Source organism: Streptomyces sp. NBC_01460 (genome assembly GCF_036227405.1).
Taxonomy (GTDB): domain Bacteria; phylum Actinomycetota; class Actinomycetes; order Streptomycetales; family Streptomycetaceae; genus Streptomyces.
Genome location: NZ_CP109473.1, coordinates 5,487,355 through 5,512,152, shown reverse-complemented (window position 1 = coordinate 5,512,152; position 24,798 = coordinate 5,487,355). Strand labels below are relative to the sequence as shown.

17 protein-coding genes are annotated in these 24,798 nt (G+C 73.0%); 6 read left to right on the top strand and 11 right to left on the bottom strand.

The features are described 5' to 3' along the window. Window positions 1-41 precede the first annotated feature (41 nt). The gene (locus OG488_RS24975; RefSeq protein WP_329232640.1) at window positions 42-665 is read right to left on the bottom strand and encodes a M48 metallopeptidase family protein; all 624 of its coding nucleotides are present in this window, start codon (window positions 663-665) and stop codon (window positions 42-44) included. A gap of 180 nt (window positions 666-845) precedes the next feature. Here OG488_RS24975 and OG488_RS24970 point away from each other — a divergent pair, with 180 nt between their 5' ends. Both OG488_RS24970 and OG488_RS24965 read left to right on the top strand, forming a co-directional pair. Continuing rightward, complete coding sequence (locus OG488_RS24970; RefSeq protein WP_329232638.1) at window positions 846-1,991, top strand: TOMM precursor leader peptide-binding protein; 1,146 nt, start codon at window positions 846-848, stop codon at window positions 1,989-1,991. Window positions 1,992-2,055: 64 nt separating this feature from the next. Continuing rightward, complete coding sequence (locus OG488_RS24965; protein WP_329232636.1) at window positions 2,056-3,639, top strand: ABC1 kinase family protein; 1,584 nt, start codon at window positions 2,056-2,058, stop codon at window positions 3,637-3,639. A gap of 44 nt (window positions 3,640-3,683) precedes the next feature. Here the strand turns inward: OG488_RS24965 and OG488_RS24960 are convergent, their stop codons facing one another. The 5 genes from OG488_RS24960 to OG488_RS24940 form a co-directional block, all read right to left on the bottom strand. Next, on the bottom strand, window positions 3,684-3,887 hold the full coding sequence (locus tag OG488_RS24960; RefSeq protein WP_329232634.1) for a hypothetical protein: 204 nt from the start codon (window positions 3,885-3,887) through the stop codon (window positions 3,684-3,686). Between the two features lie 143 nt (window positions 3,888-4,030). Next, window positions 4,031-4,390: a hypothetical protein gene (locus OG488_RS24955; protein WP_329232632.1), complete on the bottom strand. Its 360-nt coding sequence runs from the start codon at window positions 4,388-4,390 to the stop codon at window positions 4,031-4,033. Continuing rightward, window positions 4,387-4,755: a WhiB family transcriptional regulator gene (locus tag OG488_RS24950; protein ID WP_329232630.1), complete on the bottom strand. Its 369-nt coding sequence runs from the start codon at window positions 4,753-4,755 to the stop codon at window positions 4,387-4,389. Before OG488_RS24950 ends, OG488_RS24955 begins: the two co-directional genes overlap by 4 nt. A gap of 170 nt (window positions 4,756-4,925) precedes the next feature. Then, window positions 4,926-5,258: a hypothetical protein gene (locus tag OG488_RS24945; protein WP_329232628.1), complete on the bottom strand. Its 333-nt coding sequence runs from the start codon at window positions 5,256-5,258 to the stop codon at window positions 4,926-4,928. A gap of 168 nt (window positions 5,259-5,426) precedes the next feature. Then, entirely contained in the window at window positions 5,427-7,649 is a 2,223-nt protein-coding gene (locus tag OG488_RS24940; RefSeq protein ID WP_329232626.1) for an ATP-dependent DNA helicase UvrD2, read from the bottom strand. A gap of 322 nt (window positions 7,650-7,971) precedes the next feature. Between OG488_RS24940 and OG488_RS24935 the strand changes: the two genes are divergently transcribed. Next, window positions 7,972-8,214, top strand: coding sequence for a mycoredoxin (locus OG488_RS24935; protein WP_014154194.1), 243 nt, complete (start codon window positions 7,972-7,974; stop codon window positions 8,212-8,214). 127 nt (window positions 8,215-8,341) lie between these two features. On the opposite strand, the gene nudC is transcribed toward OG488_RS24935, so the two are convergent. The 5 genes from nudC to OG488_RS24910 form a co-directional block, all read right to left on the bottom strand. Continuing rightward, window positions 8,342-9,289 (bottom strand): NAD(+) diphosphatase, encoded by a 948-nt coding sequence (gene nudC / locus OG488_RS24930; protein WP_329232624.1) that lies wholly within the window; start codon window positions 9,287-9,289, stop codon window positions 8,342-8,344. A 46-nt stretch (window positions 9,290-9,335) separates the two neighbouring features. Beyond that, window positions 9,336-10,730, bottom strand: coding sequence for a dipeptidase (locus tag OG488_RS24925; protein ID WP_329232623.1), 1,395 nt, complete (start codon window positions 10,728-10,730; stop codon window positions 9,336-9,338). Window positions 10,731-10,740: 10 nt separating this feature from the next. After that, window positions 10,741-14,286 (bottom strand): ATP-dependent DNA helicase, encoded by a 3,546-nt coding sequence (locus tag OG488_RS24920; RefSeq protein WP_329232621.1) that lies wholly within the window; start codon window positions 14,284-14,286, stop codon window positions 10,741-10,743. Window positions 14,287-14,346: 60 nt separating this feature from the next. Next, the gene (locus tag OG488_RS24915) at window positions 14,347-17,709 is read right to left on the bottom strand and encodes an ATP-dependent helicase (protein WP_329232619.1); all 3,363 of its coding nucleotides are present in this window, start codon (window positions 17,707-17,709) and stop codon (window positions 14,347-14,349) included. 280 nt (window positions 17,710-17,989) lie between these two features. Further along, window positions 17,990-18,400 (bottom strand): MGMT family protein, encoded by a 411-nt coding sequence (locus OG488_RS24910; protein ID WP_329232618.1) that lies wholly within the window; start codon window positions 18,398-18,400, stop codon window positions 17,990-17,992. A 216-nt stretch (window positions 18,401-18,616) separates the two neighbouring features. Between OG488_RS24910 and OG488_RS24905 the strand changes: the two genes are divergently transcribed. From OG488_RS24905 to OG488_RS24895, 3 genes are all read left to right on the top strand, one after another. Continuing rightward, entirely contained in the window at window positions 18,617-21,442 is a 2,826-nt protein-coding gene (locus OG488_RS24905) for a lysylphosphatidylglycerol synthase domain-containing protein (RefSeq protein ID WP_329232616.1), read from the top strand. A 76-nt stretch (window positions 21,443-21,518) separates the two neighbouring features. Then, complete coding sequence (locus tag OG488_RS24900; protein WP_329232614.1) at window positions 21,519-23,111, top strand: alpha/beta fold hydrolase; 1,593 nt, start codon at window positions 21,519-21,521, stop codon at window positions 23,109-23,111. Between the two features lie 79 nt (window positions 23,112-23,190). Beyond that, a complete protein-coding gene (locus OG488_RS24895; protein WP_329232613.1) occupies window positions 23,191-24,741 on the top strand; it encodes an alpha/beta hydrolase in 1,551 nt (516 codons plus the stop codon). Window positions 24,742-24,798 lie beyond the last annotated feature (57 nt).

Genomic DNA, 24,798 nt, shown 5'->3' with positions numbered 1-24,798 from the left:
TCGAGCCAAGCCGGTACAGACCCGGTACAGAATCGGCAAGGTCACTCCTCGCGGGCGCCCGGCAGATGCGGAAGCCGGTCGGCGGCCACCACTCCTTCGAGGTAACCCCGCGCGCGCTCGGTACGGGGGTACGCCTCCAGCAGCCGCCAGAAGCGCGGTCCGTGGCCGGGGACCAGCAGATGCGCCAGCTCGTGGAGCAGGACGTAGTCGAGGACGTACTCCGGCATCCCCTGCAGCCGGTGCGACAGGCGGATGCTGCCCTCGGCCGGGGTGCAGGAACCCCAGCGGGTGTTCTGATTGGTCACCCAACGCACGGAGGCGGGCCGTGCCCGGTCCCCCAGGTACTGGCCGGAGAGCCGCTCCGCGCGGTCCGCGAGCTCACGGTCGCCGATGACGCGCTTGCTCTCCTGCGCGGCGAGCTTGTCGAGCATCACGCCGACCCAGCGCTGCTCCTCGGCCTCCGACATCCGGGCCGGAATGAGGACGATGGTGCGGTCGCCCTCCCGGTACGCGGACACCGTTCTGCTGCGCCGGGCACTCCTGCGGACCTCGACCGCGCTCATCACCGATGCGCGGGACTGGCGGGTGGCTGCGCTGCGCTGTGAGCGTCCGGCGCTGCGCGCAGGGGCTTCCCCGGCGAGACCGGGAGAGGAGTCGGCTGGCACGACACGACGTTACCCGCTGGCGACGGGGGAAGTCCCGCCTCCGCGACGGTTCAACGTTGATCCACTTCTCGGCTTGCACCATTTGAACGACTAATACCCCAGCCTGTGGATAACTTTCGGCCCGTTTCGCCGCCACGTTGCATTCTGGCAACGGATCCCGACACCGACCTGGGAGAAGTCATGCACCCGATGCTGAAGCCCGCACTCCGCCGGGCTTGGCGTGGACGGAACACCGTGCAATTCGGTGTGACACCCGCGCACGCGGTAACGCTGGGACCGATGGATATCGCGACCGGCAGCTTTCTGGAACTCCTCGACGGAACACGCGGACTTCCCCTGCTCCGCGAAGAGGCCCGGGCCCTGGATCTGTCGGACCGTCATGTGGACATTCTCGTATCGCGCCTTGCGGAAGCCGGTCTGCTGGACGATCCGGACGCCGGCGGCCCGGAGGCGGACGCCTTACGCCGACGGGCGGAGACCCTCGAGCGGCAGCGGCCCGACGCGGCGTCCCTCTCCGTGGTCCACCCGGCGCCCGGCAGCGGGCTGCGCAGACTCGCGGCCCGGCGGGCGATGCGGGTGCAGGTGCGCGGCGCGGGCAGGGTCGGCGCAGCGATCGCCGCGGTGCTGTCCGGATCGGGGGTGGGTCACGTCGAGGTGCTCGACGGGGGCCGCACCGAACCCTGGGACGTGGCTCCGGGCGGACTCCCCGCCTCGTCGGTCGGAGAGCGCCGGGACACGGCTGCCCGGCAGCTGGTGCGCAGGTCGGCGGCGGGCAGCCCTCCGCGGCAGGACCGGGCCGGCGGGGCTCCGCCGTCGGGCGAGCCCGCGCTCTCCTTGATCGTGGCGGCGCCCAGGGACGGCCTCTCGGTCTACGCGCCCGATCCGGACACGACCGCGCCCTGGATCGCTTCGGGTACGCCTCATCTCTACGCGGGAGTGATCGAAGCCACGGGAGTGGTCGGACCGCTGGTGCTGCCAGGAGGCACCGGGTGCGCCGGCTGCCTGGCACTGCGCCGCGCGGACGCCGATCCCCAGTGGCCTCGGATGCTCGCGCAGTGGAGGTCGGGGCGGCGCTCGTGCGTACAGGCCTGCGACCTGGCTCTGGCGACGGCGGTGGCCGGCCTCGCCGCGGCCCATGCGCTGTCCTTCCTCGACGGAGAGCTCCCCGCCAGTACGGGGACACGCTGGGAGGCCGCCATGCCGTTGCTGGACTGGCGGTCGGAGCGGCTGGTGCCACATCCCGACTGCGCCTGCGGTGCCGCCGGGCACACTGAGGCGGAGCTCACCTCCGCGGCCGGCGCCGGGCAGGACACAATGGCGGGGTGACCGCCGCCGACGGAGCGGAGCCGGATACTCCCGCGGCACGGCAGTCTGGGAACTGGAGGGGCACATGTCTGATCTTCCCCGGAAGGCGGTCACCCGTACCGCGAAGCTGGCGGCCCTGCCGCTGGGCTTCGCCGGCCGTGCCACGTGGGGTCTGGGCAAGCGGATCGGCGGCAGATCCGCCGAGCTGGTCGCCCGCGAGGTCCAGCAGCGCACGGCGGATCAGCTCTTCAAAGTGCTCGGCGAGTTGAAGGGCGGTGCGATGAAGCTCGGACAGGCGCTGTCCGTCTTCGAGTCCGCACTGCCCGAGGACGTGGCGGGCCCCTACCGGGCGGCGCTGACCAAGTTGCAGGAGGCGGCACCCCCGATGCCGACCCGCACCGTCCACGGGGTGCTGGCGGAGCGGCTCGGAGAGGACTGGCGGGAGCTGTTCACCGAGTTCGAGGACCAGCCGTCCGCCGCGGCCTCGATCGGGCAGGTCCACCGGGCCGTGTGGCACGACGGACGTGTTGTCGCCGTGAAGGTGCAGTATCCGGGTGCCGGTGAGGCGTTGCTGTCGGACCTCACCCAACTCAGCCGTTTCGCCCGGCTGCTCGGTCCACTGGTTCCCGGGATGGACATCAAGCCGCTCATCACGGAGCTGCGCGAACGGGTGGCGGAGGAGCTGGACTACGAGCTCGAGGCCGCGGCCCAGCAGGAGCACGCGGCGGAGTTCGAGGACGATCCGGACGTCGTGATCCCGGGAGTGGTGCACCGGTCCGAGCAGGTGCTGGTGACGGAGTGGATCGACGGCATACCACTCTCACGGGTGATCGCCGACGGCACGGCGGAACAGCGGGACCGGGCCGGCCAGCTCCTGGCGCGCTTCCTGTTCTCCGGGCCCGCGCGAACCGGCCTGCTGCACGCGGACCCCCATCCTGGCAACTTCCGGCTGCTCCCCCCGGCGGACGCGGACGCCGGGGATCCCGACGACTCCCACGACTCCGACGCGTCCGACGGGGAACAGGGCATGTGGCGGCTGGGAGTTCTGGACTTCGGGACGGTGGACCGGCTTCCGGGCGGCTTGCCGGGGACCATCGGCGACGCCCTGCGGATGACGCTGGACGGCGACGCCGATGGGGTCTACGCGATGCTGCGCGAGGCAGGCTTCGTCAAGGAGTCGGTCGAGCTCGAGCCGGACGCCGTACTCGGCTACCTGCTCCCCATCATCGAGCCGGCGCAGGCGGACGAATTCACCTTCACCCGCTCCTGGCTGCGCAGTCAGGCCGCCCGCATCGCCGATCCGCGCTCCCCGGCACATCAGTTGGGCAAACAGCTGAATCTGCCTCCGGCCTACCTGCTGATCCACCGGGTCACGCTGAGCACGATCGGAGTGCTGTGCCAGCTCGGCGCGACCGTCAGACTGCGGGACGAACTGGAGTCCTGGCTGCCGGGGTTCGTCCTCACGGACGAGACCGGGACCACGGCCGAGACCGGGACCGAGGCTGAGACCGGAGCCGGGGCCGAGACCGGAGCGGAGGCCGGGACCGGGGCCGAGGCCGGAGCGGAGCCCGAGGCCGGGACCGAAGCGCGGCACCGGGCAGAGGGCCGGGCGGCCGGTGCCGAGGCGGACGAGGACAGCACCGAGGAGGGCGCGCCGGTCGAGGCGTAGCGGGCGCCGCCTCCTCGTACCCGGGTCACCACCTCGCCCCCGGGTCACCACCAGACGGAGTCCAGCCGGCTCTCGATCGCCCTGATGTGAAGGCGGGCGCAGTCGTCGCAGAAGTACTGGCGCCTGCCGTCCTCCACGGCGCGGACCCAGGTCGGAGGCGGGACGTCCGATTCCGCGGTGGCGCCGCAGCGGGCGCACACCACAGGGCCGGCGAGCGGTTTCCCGGGGTGATGAGTCTCCTCGTCCACCTCGCGACGATAACGCCGCGGGCCGGGCGGCGCCCGCCGTAACGCACCGCGGGGCCGGCCTGTCCGGGCCGGCCCCGCGGAAGGGGAGGTGGCTGCTTCGAGGGCGGAGCGATCGCCCTGCAGCCATACTGCTGGTGGAGCTGTCAGTGCATGACGGCCATGGCGAGCGCACGGCGGGCGCGCATCGAGGCACGCTCCGCACGGCGCTGCATCCGCCGGGCGGACACCAGGCGTGCGGCCTGGCGCCCCTCCTCGGCCTCCCTCATGCGGTCGTGCATATGCGCACGGGCCATGGCTTCTGGGATGAGTTGCATCTCGCGGGTCCTGTTCTGACGCGAGTCGTTCGCGCCGATGATGGTGACGTCCGGGGTCGCGGAGCCGACGGGCTCCCTCGTGGTGGTGGTCATTGGTGCCTGATTCCGGGGGTCATGAGTCTGGGGACGGTCGATGGTTCCGATGCGGTGCGTTCGTGCGGGGGCCATGACCCCCAGGCCGGCGGTCACGCCGCGACCGGGTTCTTGCGCGGACGGCCACGCGGACGCTTCCGGGCGACGACGACGCCCTGGACGAAGAGCTCGCCACCCCAGACGCCCCACGGCTCGCGCCGCTCCTTGGCACCGGCGAGGCAGGCCTCGACCAGCGGACAGGTCCGGCAGAGGGACTTGGCGTACTCGACGTCGGCCGGCGACTCCGCGAAGAAGACCTCCGGGTCGTAGGAGCGGCAGGGGACGGGCACACCGAGGTTCTCGATGGCGTCGTCGAGCGCGGTGAGCGTGGTGAGGGGGAGCAAGGTGGAGTCCTCCGTGAGGCCGGGCGGGGAGATCGTGTCGGAAGGCGGTACGGACGGGGCGTGCGTCTCGAGTTGCACGGTGGCGTTGTCCTCGTCTGGTCGTGCCGGCCTGTTGGCCGGTTGGCGGCTGGTACCAGGTCCTGCTGTCCCGAGGCTCCTCCGTCTCGTCTCGTCCGTTCGGACAAAACAAAAGGGCCGCGGATCCCGAGTGGGGTTCCGCGGCCCTGAAGGCGCCGGCCTGATGCTGATCAGGCTGGATCACTCCAGGGTTCAGGCCCACGGAAGGCCCACATCGTGTGGTGGTGCTGCGTCGTCTGCTTCTTGGCTCCGGCACCGGCTGCGGCTGCCGTAAAGGCATAGGCCGAGGCCTGTCCCTTCACTACGGCTGCTTCCGGTGCCCCGGTCGGTCGCTCATTGCGCTCCCGGACGGGCAGGCTCGCCAGGGACAGCGGGCTGACCAGGGAGACGCCGGACGCACCGGTGCCACGGAGCGAGAGCTCCGAAGAGCGGGTGAGGCCGAGCGAGCAGGTGGAGACGATCGACGGATCGGTCATTTTGATGGTGTTGATGATGCTGATCACGGACAATCGCCTCCTCTCGGCGTCTCAGGGGACCGGCCGGGGCCGATCCTTCGGTATTCGGATAAGTACAGCACGGAATCAGGGCTTCAGAGAAGTCGCTGTTCCCGTGGTTAAGAACCTATGGTGATGACTGCTGCGGGCGCAAACTATTTTTTCGACGAGTTTTTCTCACACGTCGCCGTCGCCCTCCCCCGGCTCCTGACCCACCGTCCGGCCTGCGCAGATGTCCAGCACGTCGGCCCCGAACCTGGCCAGCTTCCGGTTGCCGACACCGGCGATGACGACGAGCTCGCCCTCGCTGCCCGGCGCCGCCTCCGCGATCGCCATCAGTGTCTTGTCGGTGAAGACGCAGAAGGCGGGCTGGCTGATCTCCTTCGCCCGGTCCGCGCGCCACTCACGCAGCCGCTCGTACAGCCCTTCGTCCATGTCGGAGGGGCAGTCCTCACAGCGCATCAGCTTCATCTCACCGGCTTCGGTGAGCGTCCTGCCGCAGACCCGGCACCGCACCGGGCCCCGCCGCCCGGGCCTGGCAGGCTTCTCCGCGCCGGCGACGGCCGTCCCCGCGCGCGATCCCCGGTCGATGCCGCCGCCGCCTCCGGTTCCGCCTCGTGCGCCGAGCCCGGCCGAGCCGGGACGCAGTCCGTTGAGGAAGCGGGTCGCCCTGCGGTTCCCCCGGCCGCCGGGCGAGCGGGAGAGGGCCCAGGACAGCGAGAGGTGGAAGCGGGCCCGGGTGACACCGACGTACAGCAGCCGGCGCTCCTCCTCGACCTGTTCGTCCGTCTTGGCGTAGGCGATCGGCATCATGCCCTCGGTGAGCCCGACGAGGAACGCGGCGTCCCACTCCAGGCCCTTCGCCGAGTGCAGCGACGCCAGGGTGACGCCCTGGACCGTGGGCGCGTGCTGGGCGGCGGCCCGCTCGTCGAGCTCGGCCACGAGCGCGGACAGCGTCGCTCCCGGCCTGGCCTGTTCGAAGTCCTCCGCCAGTCGCACCAGCGCGGCGAGGGACTCCCACCGGTCTCGCACCGCCCCAGAGCCGGCGGGCGGCTTGGAGGTCCACCCCTTGGTGGAGAGCACCGCCCGCACCTCGGAGGGCAGGTCGTCGGCGCCGTCGAGCAGCGAGTCGTTGCCCCCCGCCCGGGCGGCACCGCGCAGGGCGACTCCGGCCTCCCGCACCTCGGGGCGGTCGAAGAAGCGCTCGGCGCCGCGCAGCTGGTAGGGCACGCCCGCGTCCGCGAGGGCCTGCTCGTAGACCTCGGACTGCGAATTGACCCGGTACAGCACGGCGATCTCACCGGCGGGGACTCCGGCGGCGATCAGGTCGCGGATCCGCCGCGCGGTGCCCTCGGCCTCCGCGGGCTCGTCCGTGTATTCGGTGTAGACGGGTTCGGGGCCCTTGTCCCGCTGCGAGACCAGCTCCAGCCGGTGCTCGGCCGCCCTGCCCCGCGCCTGGCTCAGCAGGCCGTTGGCCAGGTGGACGACCTGGGGGGTGGAGCGGTAGTCCCGCACCAGCTTGACGACCGTCGCGTCCGGATGACGCGTGCGGAAGTTCAGCAGGTGGTCGGGGGTGGCACCGGTGAAGGAGTAGATCGTCTGACCGGCGTCGCCGACGACGCAGAGGTCGTCCCGGTCGCCCAGCCAGAGGTCGAGGAGACGCTGCTGGAGCGGGCTGACGTCCTGGTACTCGTCGACGACGAAGTGCTGGTACTGGCGACGGACGTGGTCGGCGATGTCGTGGCGGTCCTGGAGGATGCCGACCGTCAGCAGCAGCACGTCCTCGAAGTCGATCACCGAGCGGTCGCGCTTCAGCTGCTCGTACATCGCGTAGATCTGGGAGAGCTCGGCCGGGTCACGCGGGGCGTCCCGCTGGGTCTTGGCGACGGCGGCCGGGTAGTCGGCGGGCACCGTCTGGGTGACCTTGGCCCACTCGATCTCGCTGGTGGCGTCCCGGAGCTCGTTGCGGTCGAGGCGGATCCCGCAGCGCGCCGCGGCCTCGGCGACGAGCTGGACCTTGCGCTCCACCAGACGCGGGAGCTCACCACCGACCGCTTTCGGCCAGAAGTACTGGAGCTGGCGCAGGGCGGCGGAGTGGAAGGTCCTGGCCTGGACGCCGGTGGCGCCGAGCTGGCGGAGCCTTCCCCGCATCTCCCCTGCCGCCCGGTTGGTGAAGGTGACGGCGAGCACGGTCGTCGGCTGGAGGATCCCGGCACGCACCCCGTAGGCGATGCGGTGCGTGATCGCCCGCGTCTTGCCCGTACCGGCTCCGGCCAGCACGCACACGGGTCCGCCGAGGGCCAGCGCGACCTCGCGCTGCTCCGGGTCGAGGCCGTCGAGGACGGCGTCCGCGGAGTCGGGGACCTGTGGGAAGAGGGTGGAACGCGTTGCTGCTGTCACCCTGCCATGCTGCCAGGTCGCGAGGGGCCGCCGAGGCGGTTGTCCCCAGGGGCTGCCGTTCGTCGTACCGGTGGGAGGGGCTGCGGCCCCGGCAGGACGGGCATCGGCCCCCGAAGGGACGGGCTGCGGCCACCCGGCAGGACGGGCATCGGCCGCGAAGGGAGCGGGGCCGGGAATGGTGGTCGGGTCACGGACGTTCCCTCGATGCGGGACGGTGCGCGGGCGGGCTCGCCCCGCCTCTCTCCGGCGAGATCTCTCCTGCCGGACACCAGCCCGGCCGGACACACCAGCGGGACACACGAGACAAGGGAGCACCGACGACATGCCGGGCACTGTGACGATGTACAGCACCACGTGGTGCGGCTACTGCCGCCGGCTCAAGGGCCAGATGGATCGCGAGGGCATCGCGTACACCGAGGTCAACATCGAGCACGACCCGGATTCGGCCGCTTTCGTCGAGAAGGCGAACGGCGGGAACCAGACGGTACCCACCGTGCTCTTCCCCGACGGTTCGACGCTGACGAACCCCTCGCTCGCGCAGGTCAAGCAGAAGATCGGTGCCTGACCGGCGCCGTCCGTGACGAAGGCCCCCGCCTCGGCGGGGGCCTTCGTGATGCGCGGGACGGGCGCTCAGCCGCCCGGGACCGGCGCAGCCCGCCCGGGACCGGCGGGTCAGGCCACGGGACGGGCGGTCAGAACACCGTGCCCGGCTTGGGGAGCGGCTTGCCGTACCAGAGCTCGATCAGACGCGCGGCGATCGAGACGCCGAACGGGGGCAGCACCTCGCCCGAGTCGAACGCCGCGGTGAGGTCCTCACGGGAGAACCAGCGGGCCTCCTCGATCTCCTCGCCGTCGACGGTGATCTCCGAGGACACGGCACGCGCCATGAATCCGAGCATCAGGCTGGACGGGAACGGCCAGGGCTGGCTGGCGACGTACTCGACCTCGCCGACGGTGACCCCCGCCTCCTCGAAGACCTCGCGGGCCACGGACTGCTCGATCGACTCCCCCGGCTCGACGAAGCCGGCGAGGGTCGAGAAGCGGCCCTCGGGCCAGTGCACCTGGCGGCCCAGCAGCGCACGGTCCTGGTCGTCGGTGACCAGCATGATCACCGCGGGGTCGGTCCGGGGGTAGTGCTCAGCCCCGCAGGCCTGGCAGCGGCGGATGTGGCCGGCCGCGGCGATGACGGTGCGCTCGCCGCAGCGTGAGCAGAAGCGGTGCAGCCGCTGCCAGTTCTCCAGGGCGACCGCGTGCACCATCAGTCCGGCGTCACGAGGGCCGAGGAGCAGACCCGCCTCACGCAGTCCGGCGGGACGTGCGGACTGGTCCATGCGGCCCGGCAGCGAGTCCTTCTGGAGCGCGAAGTAGCGCACGCCCTCCTCGTCGGTGCCCAGGAAGTAGCGGTGGGTCTCGGTGAGAGGTGCCTCGAAGGCGGGGGTCATGACGAGCTCGGTGCCGCCGTCGGGGGTGTCGTCGACGAGCGCCTGGCCCCCGGACACCACGAACACTCTGGTCGTCGGGTGGCTCCAGGCCGCGGCGAGCCAGGCCTCGTCGAGCCGGTGGTGTGCGGCTCGGTCGATGCCGCTGGGCGCGGTGAAACCGATGGGACGGTCCGTGGTGGCGTTGTCGAAGGTACTCACAGGTGCTTCCTACTCCCCCGGGGGTGGATCGGGCGTTTCAGAGGATTCAGCGGAGCGCGTCGGCCAGCTCGCCCCACAGATGGGCGGCGGTCTCCGCGCCCTTGAGGAGGAGGTCGAGCTCGGCCTTCTCGTCGGGGCCGTGCCAGCCGTCGGACGGTACGGAGGTGCCGAGGAAGAGGACGGGGGCGCCGAGCACGTCCTGCAGGTCGGCTGCGGGGCCCGAGCCTCCCTCGCGGGTGAAGAGGATCTTCGTCCCGAAGGCCCGTCCCATGGAGCGGGCCACGGCCTGGAGGGCGGGATGGTCCAGGGGCGTCAGACAGGGCCGGATCGCGGGGGCGAAGGTGACGCGGTGGCGGACGCCGGCGGGGATCCGGGCCTCGGCCCAGCTGCGGACGGCCTCCTCGATCCGCTGCGGGTCCTGGCCGGACACCAGCCGGAAGCTCAGCTTCACCAGGGCGGACGAGGGGATGACGGTCTTGCTGCCCACTCCCTGGTAACCACCGCCGATGCCGTTGACCTCGGCGGTGGGCCTGGCCCAGATCCGCTCCAGGGTGGAGTAGCCCGCCTCACCCGCCGTGGCGTGGGAGGCGGCCGTACGCAGCCAGGCGGCCTCGTCGAAGGGCAGCTGGGCGAAGAGGTCCCGTTCGGTCGCGGTGAGCTCGGCGACCCCGTCGTAGAAGCCCGGGACCGCGACCCTGCCGTCGGTGTCGTGGAGGGCGGCGACGAGCCGCGCGAGTGCGGTCGCGGGGTTGGGGACGGCACCACCGAAGGACCCCGAGTGGAGGTCCTGGTCCGGGCCGTACAGCTCGATCTCGCATTCCGCGAGGCCGCGCGTGCCGGTGCAGACGGTGGGGGTGTCCTCGTCCCACATGCCGGTGTCGGAGACGATCACGACGTCGGACGCGAGACGGGCGGCCCGCTCCTCCGCCAGCGCGCGGAAGTGCGGCGAGCCGGACTCCTCCTCGCCCTCGACCAGGAGTTTGAGGTGCACGGCGGGGGTCGTGCGGCCGGTCGCGGCGAGGTGGGCGCGGACGCCGAGTGTGTGGAAGAACACCTGGCCCTTGTCGTCGGCCGCGCCCCGTCCGTACATCCTGCCGTCGCGGATCACCGGGTCGAACGGGTCGGTGCTCCAGCCGTCCTCACGCGCCGCGGGCTGCACGTCGTGATGGCCGTAGACGAGGACGACGGGTGCGTCCGGGTCCTCCGAGGGCCACTCGGCGAAGACCGCCGGCGCCCCGGGCGTCTCCCAGATCTCCGTGACCGGGAACCCGGTCTCCGCGAGCTTTCCGGAGAGCCACCGCGCACTGCGCCGTACGTCCCCGGCGTGCTCCGGCTGAGCCGACACCGACGGGATGCGCAGCCACTCGGCCAGGTCGTCGAAGAAGGCCGTGCGGTGCTGCTCGGTGTACGTACGGACGGCGCTGTCCGGGGTGTCGCTCATGCTCATGAGCCTATCGGCCCCGCGGAGCCGGCTCGTCCAGCAGGAGCCTCTCCAGCTCCTCCCGGCCCGGCAGCGCGGCCGGACGGGAGGTCTCGCCCGTCCGGACGTAGAGGAAGGTCGCGGTGACCGCCTCCAGGGGCAGGCCGTGGAGCTCGGCCCAGGCGAGACGGTAGACGGCGAGCTGGAGCGGGTCGGCCGTGCGGTGCCGGGTGGTCTTCCAGTCGACGATCTCGTACGTCTCACCCGTGCGGTAGACGGCGTCGATCCGGCCGCGGATCACCCGGCCACCGAGCGTGATCTGGAACGGGGCCTCGACGCGGTACGGGGTGCGCCGGGCGTACGCGGTGCGCTCGAAGGCCTCCTTGAGCTCGGCGAGGTCACGCTCGTCGGCGATGTCCGCGTCGTTCTCGTCACCACCGGGGAGTTCCTCGGGGCCCAGCATGGGCAGCGGGAGTTCCTCGAACCGCGATTCGACCCAGGCGTGGAAGCGGGTGCCCCGGCGGGCGGCGGGCTGCGGGGGCCGGGGCATGGGGCGGGCGAGCTCCCGCGCGAAGCCTTCGGGGTCGTCCGCGAGGTGCAGGAGCTGGGTGGCGGAGAGCGTGGCGGGCACGACGACGTCGTGCACCGTCGCCCGGGCACGGCGCAGCTCACCCGCGAGGGCGTCGAGGTCGCGGTCCCAGGAGGCGAGCGTGCGGGACTCCTCCGGGGTGAGGCCCGCGTCCGCCGGGGCGCGAGCGGCGGGAACGTGCGGGGCGGGGGAGGCCGTGCCCGGGGCCGGGCCCACACCGTCCGGGACCGGGGCCGAGGACGGAGACGACGGAGACGCCGACGGAGACCGGGCGCCGTCCGGAGCTGGCTTGTCGTACGGGGACGCGTCGCGGTACGGGACCGGGCCGCCGTCCGGGAACGGGTCGTCGTACGGGGCGTCCGCCTCGTCGTAGGGCGGCGCCTCCTCCTCGTAGGGGGGCTCGTCATCGTAGGGGGGCTCGTCCTGGAACTCCCCCGCGTGGGCCGGCGCCTCGTACACGTCGGGCACGGGCGTGGCCGCGAGAGCTTCCAGGTGGGCCAGCACCGTGTCCCGGGCGGCGCGGCGGCGGGCCAGGGCCGTGGCGTCCAGGGGGAGCGGCCACGCCTGGTCGGCGTCCCGCTCCTGGAGCGCCGGATTCTCCTCGTCCTCCCCCGGCTCCTCCTCCCAGACCTCGATCTCGCCGTGTCCGGCCGCGCAGTGCTCGTACAGCGCGTCCAGGAAGGCCGACGGCCCGCGCGGCTTCTTCTGGGACGGTCCCCACCAGTGGCCCGAGCCGAGGAGCAGGCTGCGGGGCCGGGTGAAGGTGACGTAGCCGAGGCGGAGCTCCTCGGTGTGCTGGTGCGCCTTCATCTCCTCCTTGAACGCCTTGAGGCCCTTGGCGTCGAAGGAGTCGAGGACGGGGAGCGTGGGCGCGTCGCCGCGCAGGGCGTGCGGCAGGACGTGGGACTGCGAGGTCCACGCGTCCCGGGACTGCGTGCTGGGGAACTGGCCGGTGACGAGGCCCGGTACGGCGACGACGTCCCATTCCAGGCCCTTGGACTTGTGGGCGGTGAGGACCTTCACCGTGTTCTCGCCGCCGGGCAGCGCGTTGTCCAGTCCCTTCTCGTACTGCGCGGCGGTGCGCAGGAAGCCGAGGAAGGCCAGCAGGGTCGCCTCCCCGTCGACCGCGGCGAACCCGGCCGCGACGTCCAGGAAGTTGGCGAGGGTCTCGCGGCGTCGGGCGGCCAGGGCGTGCGGCGAGGCGGAGAGTTCCACTTCGAGGCCGGTCGTCGCCAGGACGCGGTGCAGTACGTCCATGAGCGGGTCGGCCAGCGCGCGGCGCAGGTCGCGGAGCTCGGTGGCGAGGCGGGCGAAGCGGACCCGCGCCTCGGCGGAGAACGGCAGTTGGTCGTCCTCGGCCCCGCCCGACTCCAGGAAGGTGTCGAGGGCGTCGGCGAGCGAGATGACCTCGGCGGGGTCGATGCCCTCGACGGCTTCGGCCAGGCGCCGGTCCGGGTCGGTGTCGTCGCCGGGGGCGGAGCGGTGGACGAGGAGGCGGGCGCGACGCCCCAGCAGGGCGAGGTCACGGGGCCCGATCCGCCAGCGCGGTCCGGTGAGCAGCCGGACCAGGGAGGCGTTGGCCCCGGGATCCTGGAGCACCTCGCAGACGGCGACGAGGTCGGCGACCTCGGGGAGGTGCAGCAGCCCGGACAGGCCGACGACCTCGACCGGGATGTCCCGGGCGACGAGCGCGGCCTGGATCCGGGGGAAGTCTCCCGCCGTCCGGCACAGGACGGCGATCTCCCCGGGCGGCGTGCCGGTCCGCACGAGGTGGGCGAGGGAGTCGCCGAGCCAGTCGATCTCCTCCGCGTGGGTGCGCAGGAGGGCGCAGCGGACCGCGCCGTCCCGCTCGGCCCCGGGTGCGGGGCGCAGCGCCTCGACCCCCTCGTGCATGGCGCGCAGGGGTTCGGCGAGGCCGTTGGCGAGATGGAGCAGCCGGCCTCCGCTGCGGCGGTTCTCACTCAGCGAGTAGCGGGTGGCCGGGGTCCCGTCGGCGTGCGGGAAGTGGTGGGGGAAGTCGTCGAGGTTGGCCACGGAGGCGCCGCGCCACCCGTAGATCGCCTGGCAGGGGTCGCCGACGGCCGTGACCGCGTGCCCCGTCGTGCCGTCCCCGCCTCCCCCGCCGAAGAGGGCGGCCAGGAGCAGCCGCTGGGCCACGGAGGTGTCCTGGTACTCGTCGAGCAGGACGACCCGGAACTCGTCGCGGAGGACGGCGCCGACCTCGGGCCGTGTGAGGGCCAGCTCGGCGGAGAGGGCGATCTGGTCGCCGAAGTCCAGCAGGTCGCGGCTGCGCTTGGCCGCGCGGTAGCGCCGGGTCAGCTCCAGGAGCTCGCTGCGGGCCCCGGCCGTCTCCGGGATCTTGCGCAGCTCGGCGTTGGTGAGCCGGGCCGTCTCCAGGGCCTGGAGCAGGCCGGTGTCGTGCTCCGCGAGCTGGTCGGGGCGTACGAGGTGTTCGGCGAGCTCCGCGTCGAGCGCCAGCAGGTCGCTGACGAGGGTGGGGAAGGACCGGGTCAGCGCCGGGTAGGGCCCGGGTGCCTCGCGCAGCACCCGGGCCGCCAGCTGGTAGCGGGTGGCGTCGGCGAGGAGCCGGGTGGTGGGTTCGAGGCCGATCCGCAGGCCGTGGTCGGTGAGGAGCCTGCCGGCGAAGGCGTGGTAGGTGGAGATGCTGGGCTCGCCCGGCGGGTTGTCGGGGTCGATGACGTCCGGGTCGGTGACCCCCGCGGCGACGAGGGCCCTGCGGACGCGCTCGGCGAGCTCACCGGCCGCCTTGTTCGTGAACGTCAGGCCGAGGACCTGCTCCGGGGCGACCTGTCCGGTGCCGACCAGCCAGACGACGCGGGCCGCCATCACCGTGGTCTTCCCCGAGCCGGCTCCGGCCACGATCACCTGCGGGGCGGGCGGCGCGGTGATGCACGCCGTCTGCTCCGGGGTGAAGGGGATCCCGAGGAGCTCCTTGAGCTGCTCGGGATCGGTGATGCGGGAGGACACTCCACAGAGGCTAACCGGACGCGCCGACAACGTGGTCCCGCACCGAGGCGGCCGGGAAGATCATTCGATGATCTGACGGCCTTCCGGCTGGGCGCTGCACGACGCCTTGAAGGAGCAGTGGGTGCAGTGCTGCCCGGTCGTCGGCGTGAACCGTTCGTCCAGGACCCGGCCGGCCGCCGTGGCCAGCAGGTCGGAGACCCATTCCCCGGACAGCGGCTCCTGTGCCTGCACCTTGGGGACGGCGTCCCCGCCCTCCTTCTTCGGGGCGGGCTGGCGCAGTTGTACGAGTTCGGCGCCGCCGGTTTCCGGGCGGCGGCCGTCGAAGACCTCGTCGACGGCGCCTTCCCTGACCGCCAGCTGGTAGACGGCGAGCTGGGGGTGGGCGGCCACCTCGTCCCTGGTCGGCGCCCCCTTGCCGGTCTTGAAGTCGACAACGTAGGCCCGGCCGTCCCCGTCCTGTTCGACGCGGTCCATGGAGCCCCGGATGCGCACGGCGTACTCGCCCGCTTCGAGGGTGACGTCGAAGTCGTGCTCGCTGGCGGCGGGGGTGCGTCCCGCGCGGTCCATGACGTGCCAGCGCAGGAAGCGCTCCAGTGCGGCGCGCGCCTGGTCCTTCTCCTGCCGGGACTTCCAGGGCGCGTCGAAGACCAGGCCGTCCCAGACGGAGTCCAGGCGCTCCATCAGGACGTCCAGGTCGGCGGCGGTGCGCCCGGAGGCCACCTCGTCGGCCAGGACGTGGACCACGTTCCCGAAGCCCTGTGCCGCCGTCGCCGGGGCGTCGGCCTTCACCTCGCGGCCGAGGAACCACTGGAGGGCGCAGGTGTTGGCGAGCTGGTCGAGCGCGCTCCCGGAGAGCGCGACGGGGCGGTCCCGGTCGCGCAGCGGGATCTCGGAGCGGGTGGGTTCGTCCAGCCCCCACCAGCGGTACGGATGGGCCGCGGGCACCAGCGGCTGGCCCTCGTCGTCGGTGAGCGCGGCGAGCCGGGCGAGCCTGTGGGCGGCGGCGTCGCGCAGGGCCTCCGAGGCGGCGGGGTCGACGGTCGTCGCCCGGAGCTCGGCGACGAGCGAGGCCACCGCGAGCGGGCGGCGGGGGCGCCCGGTCACGTCCCGGGGCTCGACGCCGAGCTCGGCGAGGAAGCGCGAGGGCTGGTCGCCGTCGTCGGCGGGAGCCTTGACGGCGGTGACGACGAGACGTTCACGGGCCCGGGTCGCGGCGACGTAGAAGAGGCGGCGCTCCTCGGCCAGGAGCGCCCCCGGGGTGAGGGGTTCGGCCAGTCCGTCGCGCCCGATCCGGTCCGCCTCCAGGAGGGATCCCCGGCGGCGCAGGTCGGGCCAGAGCCGCTCCTGGACCCCGGCGACGACCACCAGGCGCCATTCCAGCCCCTTGGAGCGGTGCGCCGTCATGAGGCGTACGGCGTCGGGGCGCAGGGCACGCCGGGACAGGTGGTCGGCGGCGATGTCCTGGGCGTCGACCTCTTCCAGGAAGTTGAGCGCGCCGCGTCCCCCGGTGCGCTCCTCGGCCCGCGCGGCGGTGTCGAAGAGGGCGCAGACGGCGTCGAGGTCCCGGTCGGCGTTCCGGCCGCCCGCACCGCCGCGCAGGGCCGCCCGCTCCAGCCGGCCGGGCCAGGGGGTGCCGTTCCACAGGGTCCAGAGGGCCTCCTCCGCGGTGCCGCCGCCCTCGAGGAGCTCACGGGCCTTGCGCAGGAGCGCGCCGAGCCGCTGGGCCCCGCGGGCGTACGCCGGATCGTGCGTGGCGAGCCGCTCGGGCTCGGCGAGTGCCCGGGCCAGCAACTCCCCGGACGGCGGCGGTACGCGGTTTCCGGCGGCCCGTTCCTCGTCGCGCAGGGCGCGCCCGAGACGGCGCAGGTCGGCGGCGTCCATGGAGCCGAGGGGGGAGGTGAGGAGGGCCAGGGCGGTCTCGGTGTCCAGCGCGCCGGGCGGCGCCACCTCGTTCCCGCCGTCGGCCCCGTCCTCCTGGTCGTCGGGTCCGGCACGGTGCAGCGCCGCGGTGGCGACGGTGCGCAGTGCGGTCAGGAGCGGGGCGACCGCGGGCTCGTGGCGCAGCGCGAGGTCGTCACCGTCGACCTCCAGGGGGACTCCGGCGGAGGTGAGCGCCCGGCGCACGGCGGGGATGGAACGGCCGCCGGCGCGTACGAGGACGGCCATGTCCCGCCAGGGCACGCCCTCCTCCAGGTGCGCGCGCCGGAGCAGATCGGCGATGTTGTCCAGCTCGGTGGAGGGCGTCGGATAGGTGTACGTCTCGACCCGGCCGCCGTCGCGTACGGCGGACAGCTCGCGGTGGGCGCGGACCTTGTCCGACGGCAGGCGGGTGAGCGGCATACGGCGGGTGAGCAGCCGGGTGGCGTCGAGCAGGCTCGCCCCGGAGCGGCGTGAGGTCGTGAGGACACCGACGGGAGCGGGCCCGCCGTCGGCCCGGCGGAAGGTGTCGGGGAAGTCGAGGATGCCGTTCACGTCGGCGCCCCGGAAGGCGTAGATCGACTGGTCGGGATCGCCGAAGGCGATCAGCGTCCGGCCACCGCCGGTGCCGGGCGCGGCGCTCCCCCGGTTCCCTGCCAGTGCGTGCAGCAGCCGCACCTGGGCGGGGTCCGTGTCCTGGTACTCGTCGACGAGGACCAGGTCGTAGCTCCGGGCCAGCTCCGCGCCCACCTCCGGCCGTTCGGCGAGCAGGACCGCGCGGTGGACCAGCTCCGCGTAGTCGAGGACGCCCTGGGCGTCCAGGACGTCCAGGTACTCGGCGAGGAACTGCGCTGCGGCGCTCCAGTCCGGGCGGCCGGTGCGGCGGGCGAAGGCGGCCAGCGCGTCCGGGCCGAGGCCCAGCTCCCGGCTGCGGGCCAGCACCGCGCGCACCTCGTCGGCGAAGCCCCGGGTGGTCAGGCAGGCCCGCAGTTCGTCGGGCCAGCGGACGTGGGCGAGTCCGGACCGCTCCAGGCCGAGCTGGCCGGCGAGGAGCTCGCGGACGGTGACGTCCTGTTCGGGGCCGGAGAGCAGGCGCAGCGGATCGGCGAAGAGATCGGCGTCCTGGTGGGCGCGGACCAGGGCGTAGCAGTAGGAGTGGAAGGTGGTGGCCTGCGGGCCCCTCGTACCGCTGAGCCGGGCCGCCATCCTGTCGCGCAGTTCGACCGCCGCCTTGCGGCTGAAGGTGAGCACGAGGATGCGGGCGGGGTCGGTCCCCCGGGCCACGTGTCGTGCGACCGCCTCGACCAGGGTCGTGGTCTTGCCGGTGCCGGGTCCGGCGAGGACCAGCAGCGGGCCGTCCCGGTGCTCGGCCACCGCGCGCTGCGGTGCGTCCAGGAGAGGGGGGGCCACGGAGCCCGGTGACGTGCGCACCAGCCGGTACGCGCCCGGGGCCCGCCGCCGTGCCTGACGGTGCGGGCCGTTCCGGGTGGTGAAGGAGGAGCTCACGTGGGTCGCCGGTCCTGGTGGGTGTACGGGGTCTGCGCGGGGGCCTGGCCCGGTGGTGACGGCCGCCCGGGTTCGGGGTGCCGGGGTGGCCCGGTCGCGACCGACAGGGGTGGGCCGCGTGGGGACGACGCTACGCCAGCGGCGGGGCGGACAGAGGGCGATGGACCGCGCGCGGACCGCGTCCCGCGTCACATGTGGCCCCTCGCCCGGCCCCGGCAGGCCGGTGCGTCCCGGCCACCGGCCCGTCGTCCGTCCCGGCGGGGCGCGATGGCGGAAGCTGTCAGGTGTGAGCTTCCTCGCCCGGACCTCCGGTCACTCCGTCCCATCGGGCGCGCTTCATGTCGAGCCGCGGAACATGTCCGTCCGCTTCGCGCGGGGCCCCGCGCAGCGGTGTGCCCTCCTCGCGGTAGTGGCCGAGCGCCCGCAGTTCGTGGCCCGGCAGCAGCACCCCGTCGGACCGCACCACACGCCACCAGGGCGCCGCGGAGCCGTACAGGGCCATCACCCGGCCGACCTGTCTCGGCCCGCCGTCCTCCAGCCACTCCGCGACGTCCCCGTAGGTCATGACGCGCCCGGGTGGAATGAGGTCCGCCACATCCAGGACGCGTTCGGCGTACGCGGGCAGCTCGGCGGTCGCGGGGTCCGCGGGCGCGGCACCGGCCCCGCCGCCGCTCGTCCGGTCTTGGCTCATCCGTCCCATCCTGCCGTACGCCACCGACAACGGGCCTCCGCCGGTGTCGACCTGGTCACACTCCGTGCGGGCGGGGGCGGAGCAGCGTATGTTGCGCATCGCGCCCGCGCAATGCACCCTGATGCCCCCCTCTGTCTGCAGGCCGTGCCACCATCATGCGGGCGGTGACCGGTGATACGAGAACACGAAGATCCATCAGAGGTTAAGGAGCAGGGCGTGCAGCCACCGAAGGCGGCGGACGCCTCCGACGCGGAGCCGCGCCCGGAAACGCCCGACGAACCGGACGCCTCGGGCACGACGGACGCCTCGGGCACGACCGGCACGGCGGACGCCTCGGGCACGACGAGCACGTCGGACACCTCGGGCACGTCGGACACCGAGGAGGAAGCCTCCCGCTCGGCCCAGGGGCATCTGGCGGGCTCGACGCTCGCCTCGTCCGAAGCCGCTCTGAACGACCGTGTCTCGGGTGACGAGCCGCTGCTGCCCGCCCGGGTGCACCGCCCCTCCGATCTCCTGCGGCTCCTCGTCGGGGTCCTCGCGATCGCCCTGCTCTTCTTCATCGCCGCCTTCGCCCAGGGGACCACCACCGGCCTCGAGGACGACATCTCCAAGGGCACCGACCAGGCCCCCGATCTACTGATCAAGCTCGCCGGCCTGGTGTCCAGCATCGCCGTGCTCCTCGTGCCGGTCGCCTTCGCGATCGAGCGCCTGGTCAAACGCGACGGGCTGCGGATCGCGGACGGCGTGCTCGCCGCCGTGCTCGCCCACGGGGTGACCCTGGCCACCGACCTCTGGGTGGCCCGGTCGGCCCCCGGGACCATCCGGGAGGCGCTGACCCAGCCCCAGCCGGGGGACGCGCTCACCGACCCCGTGCACGGGTATCTCGCACCCGTCATCGCCTATATGACGGCGGTCGGGATGGCCAGGAGACCGCGCTGGCGGGTCGTACTGTGGGTGGTGCTGCTCCTGGACGCCTTCGCGATGCTCGTCGGCGGATACACCACACCGTTCTCGATCGTCCTCACCGTGCTCATCGGCTGGACCGTGGCGTACGGCACGCTGTACGCGGTCGGCTCGCCGAACGTCCGTCCGACCGGCCAGCACCTGATGGCCGGTCTCCGCCACGTCGGCTTCCGCCCGGTGGCCGCGATGCGCACCGAGGACACCCCCGACAACATCGACCAGAGCGACCGCGGCCGACGCTATCTGGTGACCCTGGAGGACGGGCCACCACTGGACGTGACGGTCGTCGACCGTGAACAGCAGGCCCAGGGCTTCTTCTACCGGGTGTGGCGCAGGCTCACCCTGCGCAGCATCACCCAGCGCCGTTCCATCCAGTCGCTGCGCCAGGCCCTGGAGCAGGAGGCGCTCCTCGCGTACGCGGCGATCGCCGCCGGGGCCAACGCGCCCAAACTGATCGCCACGTCCGAACTCGGACCCGACGCCGTGATGCTCGTCTACGAGCACATCGGCGGGCGCTCGCTGGACGCGCTGGAGGACGAGGAGATCACCGACGACCTGGTGCGGGGTGCGTGGCGACAGGTGCGGGCCCTCCAGTCGCGGCGGATCGCGCACCGCAGGCTCACCGGCGACGCCATCCTGGTGGATCGTTCCGGCACGGTGTTCGTGACCGACCTGCGGGGCGGGGAGATCGCGGCCGGTGACCTGATCCTCCGCATGGACGTCGCCCAGCTGCTCACCACCACCGGCCTGCGCGTCGGCGCGGAACGGGCCGTCGCCGGGGCACTCGCCGTGCTCGGTCCGGACGCCGTCGCCGACTGCCTGCCGCTGCTCCAGCCGATCGCCCTGAGCCGTTCCACCCGGGCGACCCTGCGCAGGCTCGCCCGGGAGCGTTCGCAGCGCGAGCGGGAAGCGGTGCTGGAGGCCTCGCATGCGGCGAAGCTGAGCAAGGCCGAGGAGCAGGACGTCTCGGCTGCAAACGACCGCAAGGCCGTCCGCAAGTCGCTGCGCACGGAGAAGCAGGCCGAGAAGCGGGCGATGGACGATGCCCTGGAAGAGGCCCGCGAGGAGGACATGCTGGCCCAGATCCGCCGCGAGGTGCTGCTGATCAGGCCGCAGGCCCCGGTGGAGCCGGTCCGGCTGGAGCGCATCAAGCCGCGCACCCTCTTCAGCTTCATCGCGGGTTCCATCGCCGCGTACTTCCTGATCTCGCAGGTCACCGAGGCCGACTTCGGCACGGTCGTCGAGCAGGCGGAGTGGGGCTGGGTGGCCGCCGCGCTGGGCTTCTCGGCTCTGAGCTACATCGCCGCGGCCATGAGCCTGCTCGGGTTCGTGCCCGAGCGGGTGCCCTTCGGGAAGACCGTGCTGGCACAGGTGGCCGGATCGTTCGTGAAGATCGTGGCACCGGCGGCGGTCGGCGGCGTGGCGCTGAACACGCGCTTCCTGCAACGCGCCGGGGTGCGCCCGGGGCTCGCCGTCGCGAGCGTGGGCGCCTCCCAGCTGTTCGGCCTCGGCTGCCACATCCTGCTGCTGGCCCTCTTCGGATATCTGACGGGTACGGAGAAGACCCCGGATTCGCTCACCCCGTCGAGGACCGTCATCGCGGGCCTGCTCACGGTCGCGGTGCTCGTGCTGGTGGTGACCGCGATCCCGTTCCTGCGGAAGTTCGTCGTCACCCGGGTGCGGTCCCTGTTCGCCGGCGTCGTACCGCGCATGCTCGACGTGGTGCAGCGCCCGCAGAAGCTGGTCACGGGCATCGGCGGCATGCTGCTGCTGACCGGGCTGTTCGTGCTGTGCCTGGACGCGTCGATCCGCGCGTTCAGCGGACCCGACGTCCCCCAGCTGAGCTACGCCAGCATCGCGGTGGTCTTCCTCGCGGGCAACGCCCTCGGATCGGCGGCGCCCACCCCGGGCGGCATGGGCGCGGTCGAGGGTGCGCTGACCCTGGGTCTGATCGCGGTGGGCCTGCCGAAGGAGGTCGCTGCGCCGGCCGTGCTGCTGTACCGCGTGATGACGCTGTGGCTGCCGGTGCTCCCCGGCTGGATCTGCTTCAACCAGCTGACCCGTAAGGGCGAGCTCTAGAACGTACGAGCGGGGCGCGCCACTCGCATGGACCGCGCCCCGCGCGTTCCCCCGCGCTCCGCCCCACGATGGGGTCATGAGGACCTCTCCCGCGCTGCGTGCCGCTGCCCTCGTCGCCACCGTCACCACGCTGCTCCCGCTGGCCGCCTGCTCGGACGACGACGGGGGAACGGAGACGGCGACGCCGTCGGCGGCCTCGACGGCATCGCCCACGGCGACACCGGAGAAGCTGTCCTCCCAGAAGCTCGACTGGGAGCCCTGTCCGGCCCCGAACGCGGCCCAGGGCAGCGGCACGTCCCCCTCACCGCTCCCGGGCGGGGCGTCCTGGCAGTGCTCCTTCATGGACGCACCCCTCGACTACGGGGATCCGGGAGGCCGGACCATCGAGCTGGCGCTCATCCGCGCCGTCGCCAGGAACCAGGACCGCCGGATCGGCTCACTGATCTTCAACTTCGGCGGGCCGGGCGCCTCCGGTGTCGCCACGCTGCCGTCCTTCGGCACCGACTACGACACGCTCCGCACCCGCTACGACCTGGTCAGCTTCGACCCGCGCGGGGTCGGGCGCAGCGAGGGCGTCGAGTGCTCGGACGACGAGACGCTCGACGCCCGGTACGAGCAGGACGGCACCCCGGACGACTCCGAGGAGGAGAAGGCGTTCGTCGACGACCAGAAGGCGTACATCGCGGACTGCGAGGACACCTCCGGCGACGAACTGCCCTACGTCGGCACGACGAACGCGGCCCGGGACATGGACCTGCTGCGCCAGGTACTCGGCGACGACAAGCTGTACTACTTCGGGATCTCGTACGGCACCGAACTGGGCGGCGTCTACGCACACCTGTACCCGAAGAACGTCGGCCGGGCCGTCCTGGACGCGGTGGTCGACCCCACGGAGGACTCCCTGGAATCCTCGATCGGCCAGGCAGAGGGCTTCCAGCTCGCCCTGGACAACTTCACCGCCGACTGCGCCGAGCGGGACGACTGCAAACTGCCGGGAGCCACCTCCCAGGAGGTCCAGGACTGGATCGCCGATCTCCTCGCGAAGCTGGAGAAGAAGCCCGTCCCGGGGCTCGGTGAACGGGAACTGACCGAGACCCAGGCCACCACCGGCATCGCCTCGGCCCTCTACTCCAAGGAGACCTGGCCGCTCCTCGAACAGGGCCTCGACGAGGCGGACGGCGGCAACGGCGGGCTGCTGCTCGCCCTCGCCGACTCGCTGAACGGCCGCTCCGAGGACGGGCACTACGACAACTCCAACGCGGCGAACGCGGCCATCAACTGCGCGGACTCCAAGCAGCGGTACACCCTGGAGCAGACCCGGAAGGCGCTCCCCCGGTTCCGCGAGGCCTCCCCCGTGTTCGGCGACTACCTGGGCTGGGGGCTCATGTCCTGCACCGGCTGGCCCGTCGCCGGCGCCTGGGACACCCCGGACGTCAGCGCGCCCGGCTCGGCCCCGATCCTGGTCGTCGGCAACACCGGCGACCCGGCGACGCCGTACGCCGGGGCGAAGGCGATGGCCGCCGAGCTCGGCAAGGGGGTCGGCATCGAGCTCACCTACAAGGGCGAGGGCCACGGGGCGTACAACGGCGGCAGCACGTGTGTGCAGAGGGCCGTGGACGGTTATCTGCTCGAAGGGAAGGTCCCGAAGTCGGGAACGGTCTGCGCGTGACCGCTCGTTGGACAGCAGGACATCGGGGACACCGGACCACTCCGGGCGTCGCCCGCCGGGCACGGGGGAGGAAGCGCCCATGCGCGTACGTGGACGGACCCGCGCGGGCGCGGCGCTGGCCGGGGCGGCCCTGCTGGTGACGGCGGTCCTCACGGGGTGCGACGCCGGCCCGGAGACCCAGCGGTCGTCGAAGGGCTCGCCGCCCCGGGCGTCCGAGGAGCCGCCCGGGAGCACACCCGCTGCGGTCCGGCCGCTGGAATGGAGGCGCTGCGACGCACCGGAGGGCGGCAGCGCGCCCGGTTCCGCGTGGCGGTGCGCGACCCTCGACGTGCCCCTGGACCACGCGGAGCCCGGCGGGGAGACGATCGGTATCGCCCTGATCCGCAGAGCTGCCACGAGAAAGAGCGAGCGGCTCGGGTCGATGCTCTTCAACTTCGGCGGACCCGGCGGCTCCGGCGTGGACATCCTGCCGCGCGCCGCCTCCTCGTACAGGGCGCTCAACACCCGTTACGACCTGGTGGGGTTCGACCCGCGCGGCGTCGCGGCCAGCGCCGGGGTGCGCTGCCGGGGCGACGAGGAGCAGGAGAAGGCCTACCGCGAGGTCGACATGACCCCGGAGACGGCCGCGGAGGAAGCCGCGTTCCTCGCGGACGGCAGGGACTTCGCCGCCGGCTGCGCACGTCTCTCCGGCCCGCTCCTCCCGCACGTCGGCACCACGAGTGCCGCCCGTGACATGGACGCGATCCGCCGGGCGCTCGGGGACGAGAAGCTGTCGTACTTCGGCGTCTCCTACGGCACGGAGCTCGGCGGGACCTACGCGCACCTCTTCCCGGAGACCGTGGGACGGGTCGTGCTGGACGCCGTCGTCGACCCGACGGCGGACACGGTGGGCCACGCCCGCAACCAGGCGACGGGCTTCCAACGGGCCCTGGAGAACTACCTGAAGGCACGCGGCCAGGACCCCGCGGCGGGCACGCGGCGTATGGCGGCGCTGCTGGAGCGCATCGACGAGGACCCGCTGCCGACCGCCTCCGGGCGCGAGCTCAACGAGTCGCTCGCCGTCCTCGGCATCGTGGCCCCCCTCTACTCCAGGAGCAGTTGGCCGACCCTGACGGCCGCGCTCGACGAGGCCGGGAACAGCGGCAGGGGCGACCGGCTGCTCCGGCTCGCCGACTCGTACAACAACCGCGACGGGGACGGGCACTACGGCACCCAGAGCCACTCGCAGCGGGCGATCTCCTGCGCCGACGCCAAGGCGAGGCCGACGGCGGCCGAGGCCCGGGCGCTGCTCCCCGAGTTCCGGAGGCTGTCCCCGGTCTTCGGCCCGTTCCTGGCCTGGGACACGGCCGGATGGTGTGCGGGGTGGCCGGTCGAAGGGGAGCACGACACGCCCGAGGCGAGTGCCCCGGGCGCCGCTCCGGTCCTCGTCATCGGCACGACCGGCGACCCGGCCACCCCCTACGAGGGCGCGCGGCGCATGGCCGGCGAACTGGGCGAGGGCGTCGGCGTCATGCTGACCAACGAGGGCGAGGGGCACGGCTCGTACGGCGAGAGCGCGTGCGTGACCTCACTCGTCGACGCCTACTTCCTGGAAGGGAAGGTCCCGGCGGACGGACGCGTCTGCTCCTGACCGCGTCGGGGCGTGCGAAGGGGCCGGCCCCGTCGCCGGAGCCGGCCCCTTCGTACG

What these genes read in the sequence shown, in the direction of transcription:
- OG488_RS24970 (WP_329232638.1), top strand. Translation starts at nt 846, where the DNA reads ATGCACCCGATGCTGAAGCCCGCACTCCGCCGGGCTTGGCGTGGACGG.
- OG488_RS24965 (WP_329232636.1), top strand. Translation starts at nt 2,056, where the DNA reads ATGTCTGATCTTCCCCGGAAGGCGGTCACCCGTACCGCGAAGCTGGCG.
- OG488_RS24935 (WP_014154194.1), top strand. Translation starts at nt 7,972, where the DNA reads ATGCCGGGCACTGTGACGATGTACAGCACCACGTGGTGCGGCTACTGC.
- OG488_RS24925 (WP_329232623.1), bottom strand. Translation starts at nt 10,730, where the DNA reads ATGAGCGACACCCCGGACAGCGCCGTCCGTACGTACACCGAGCAGCAC.
- OG488_RS24910 (WP_329232618.1), bottom strand. Translation starts at nt 18,400, where the DNA reads ATGAGCCAAGACCGGACGAGCGGCGGCGGGGCCGGTGCCGCGCCCGCG.
- OG488_RS24900 (WP_329232614.1), top strand. Translation starts at nt 21,519, where the DNA reads ATGAGGACCTCTCCCGCGCTGCGTGCCGCTGCCCTCGTCGCCACCGTC.
- OG488_RS24895 (WP_329232613.1), top strand. Translation starts at nt 23,191, where the DNA reads ATGCGCGTACGTGGACGGACCCGCGCGGGCGCGGCGCTGGCCGGGGCG.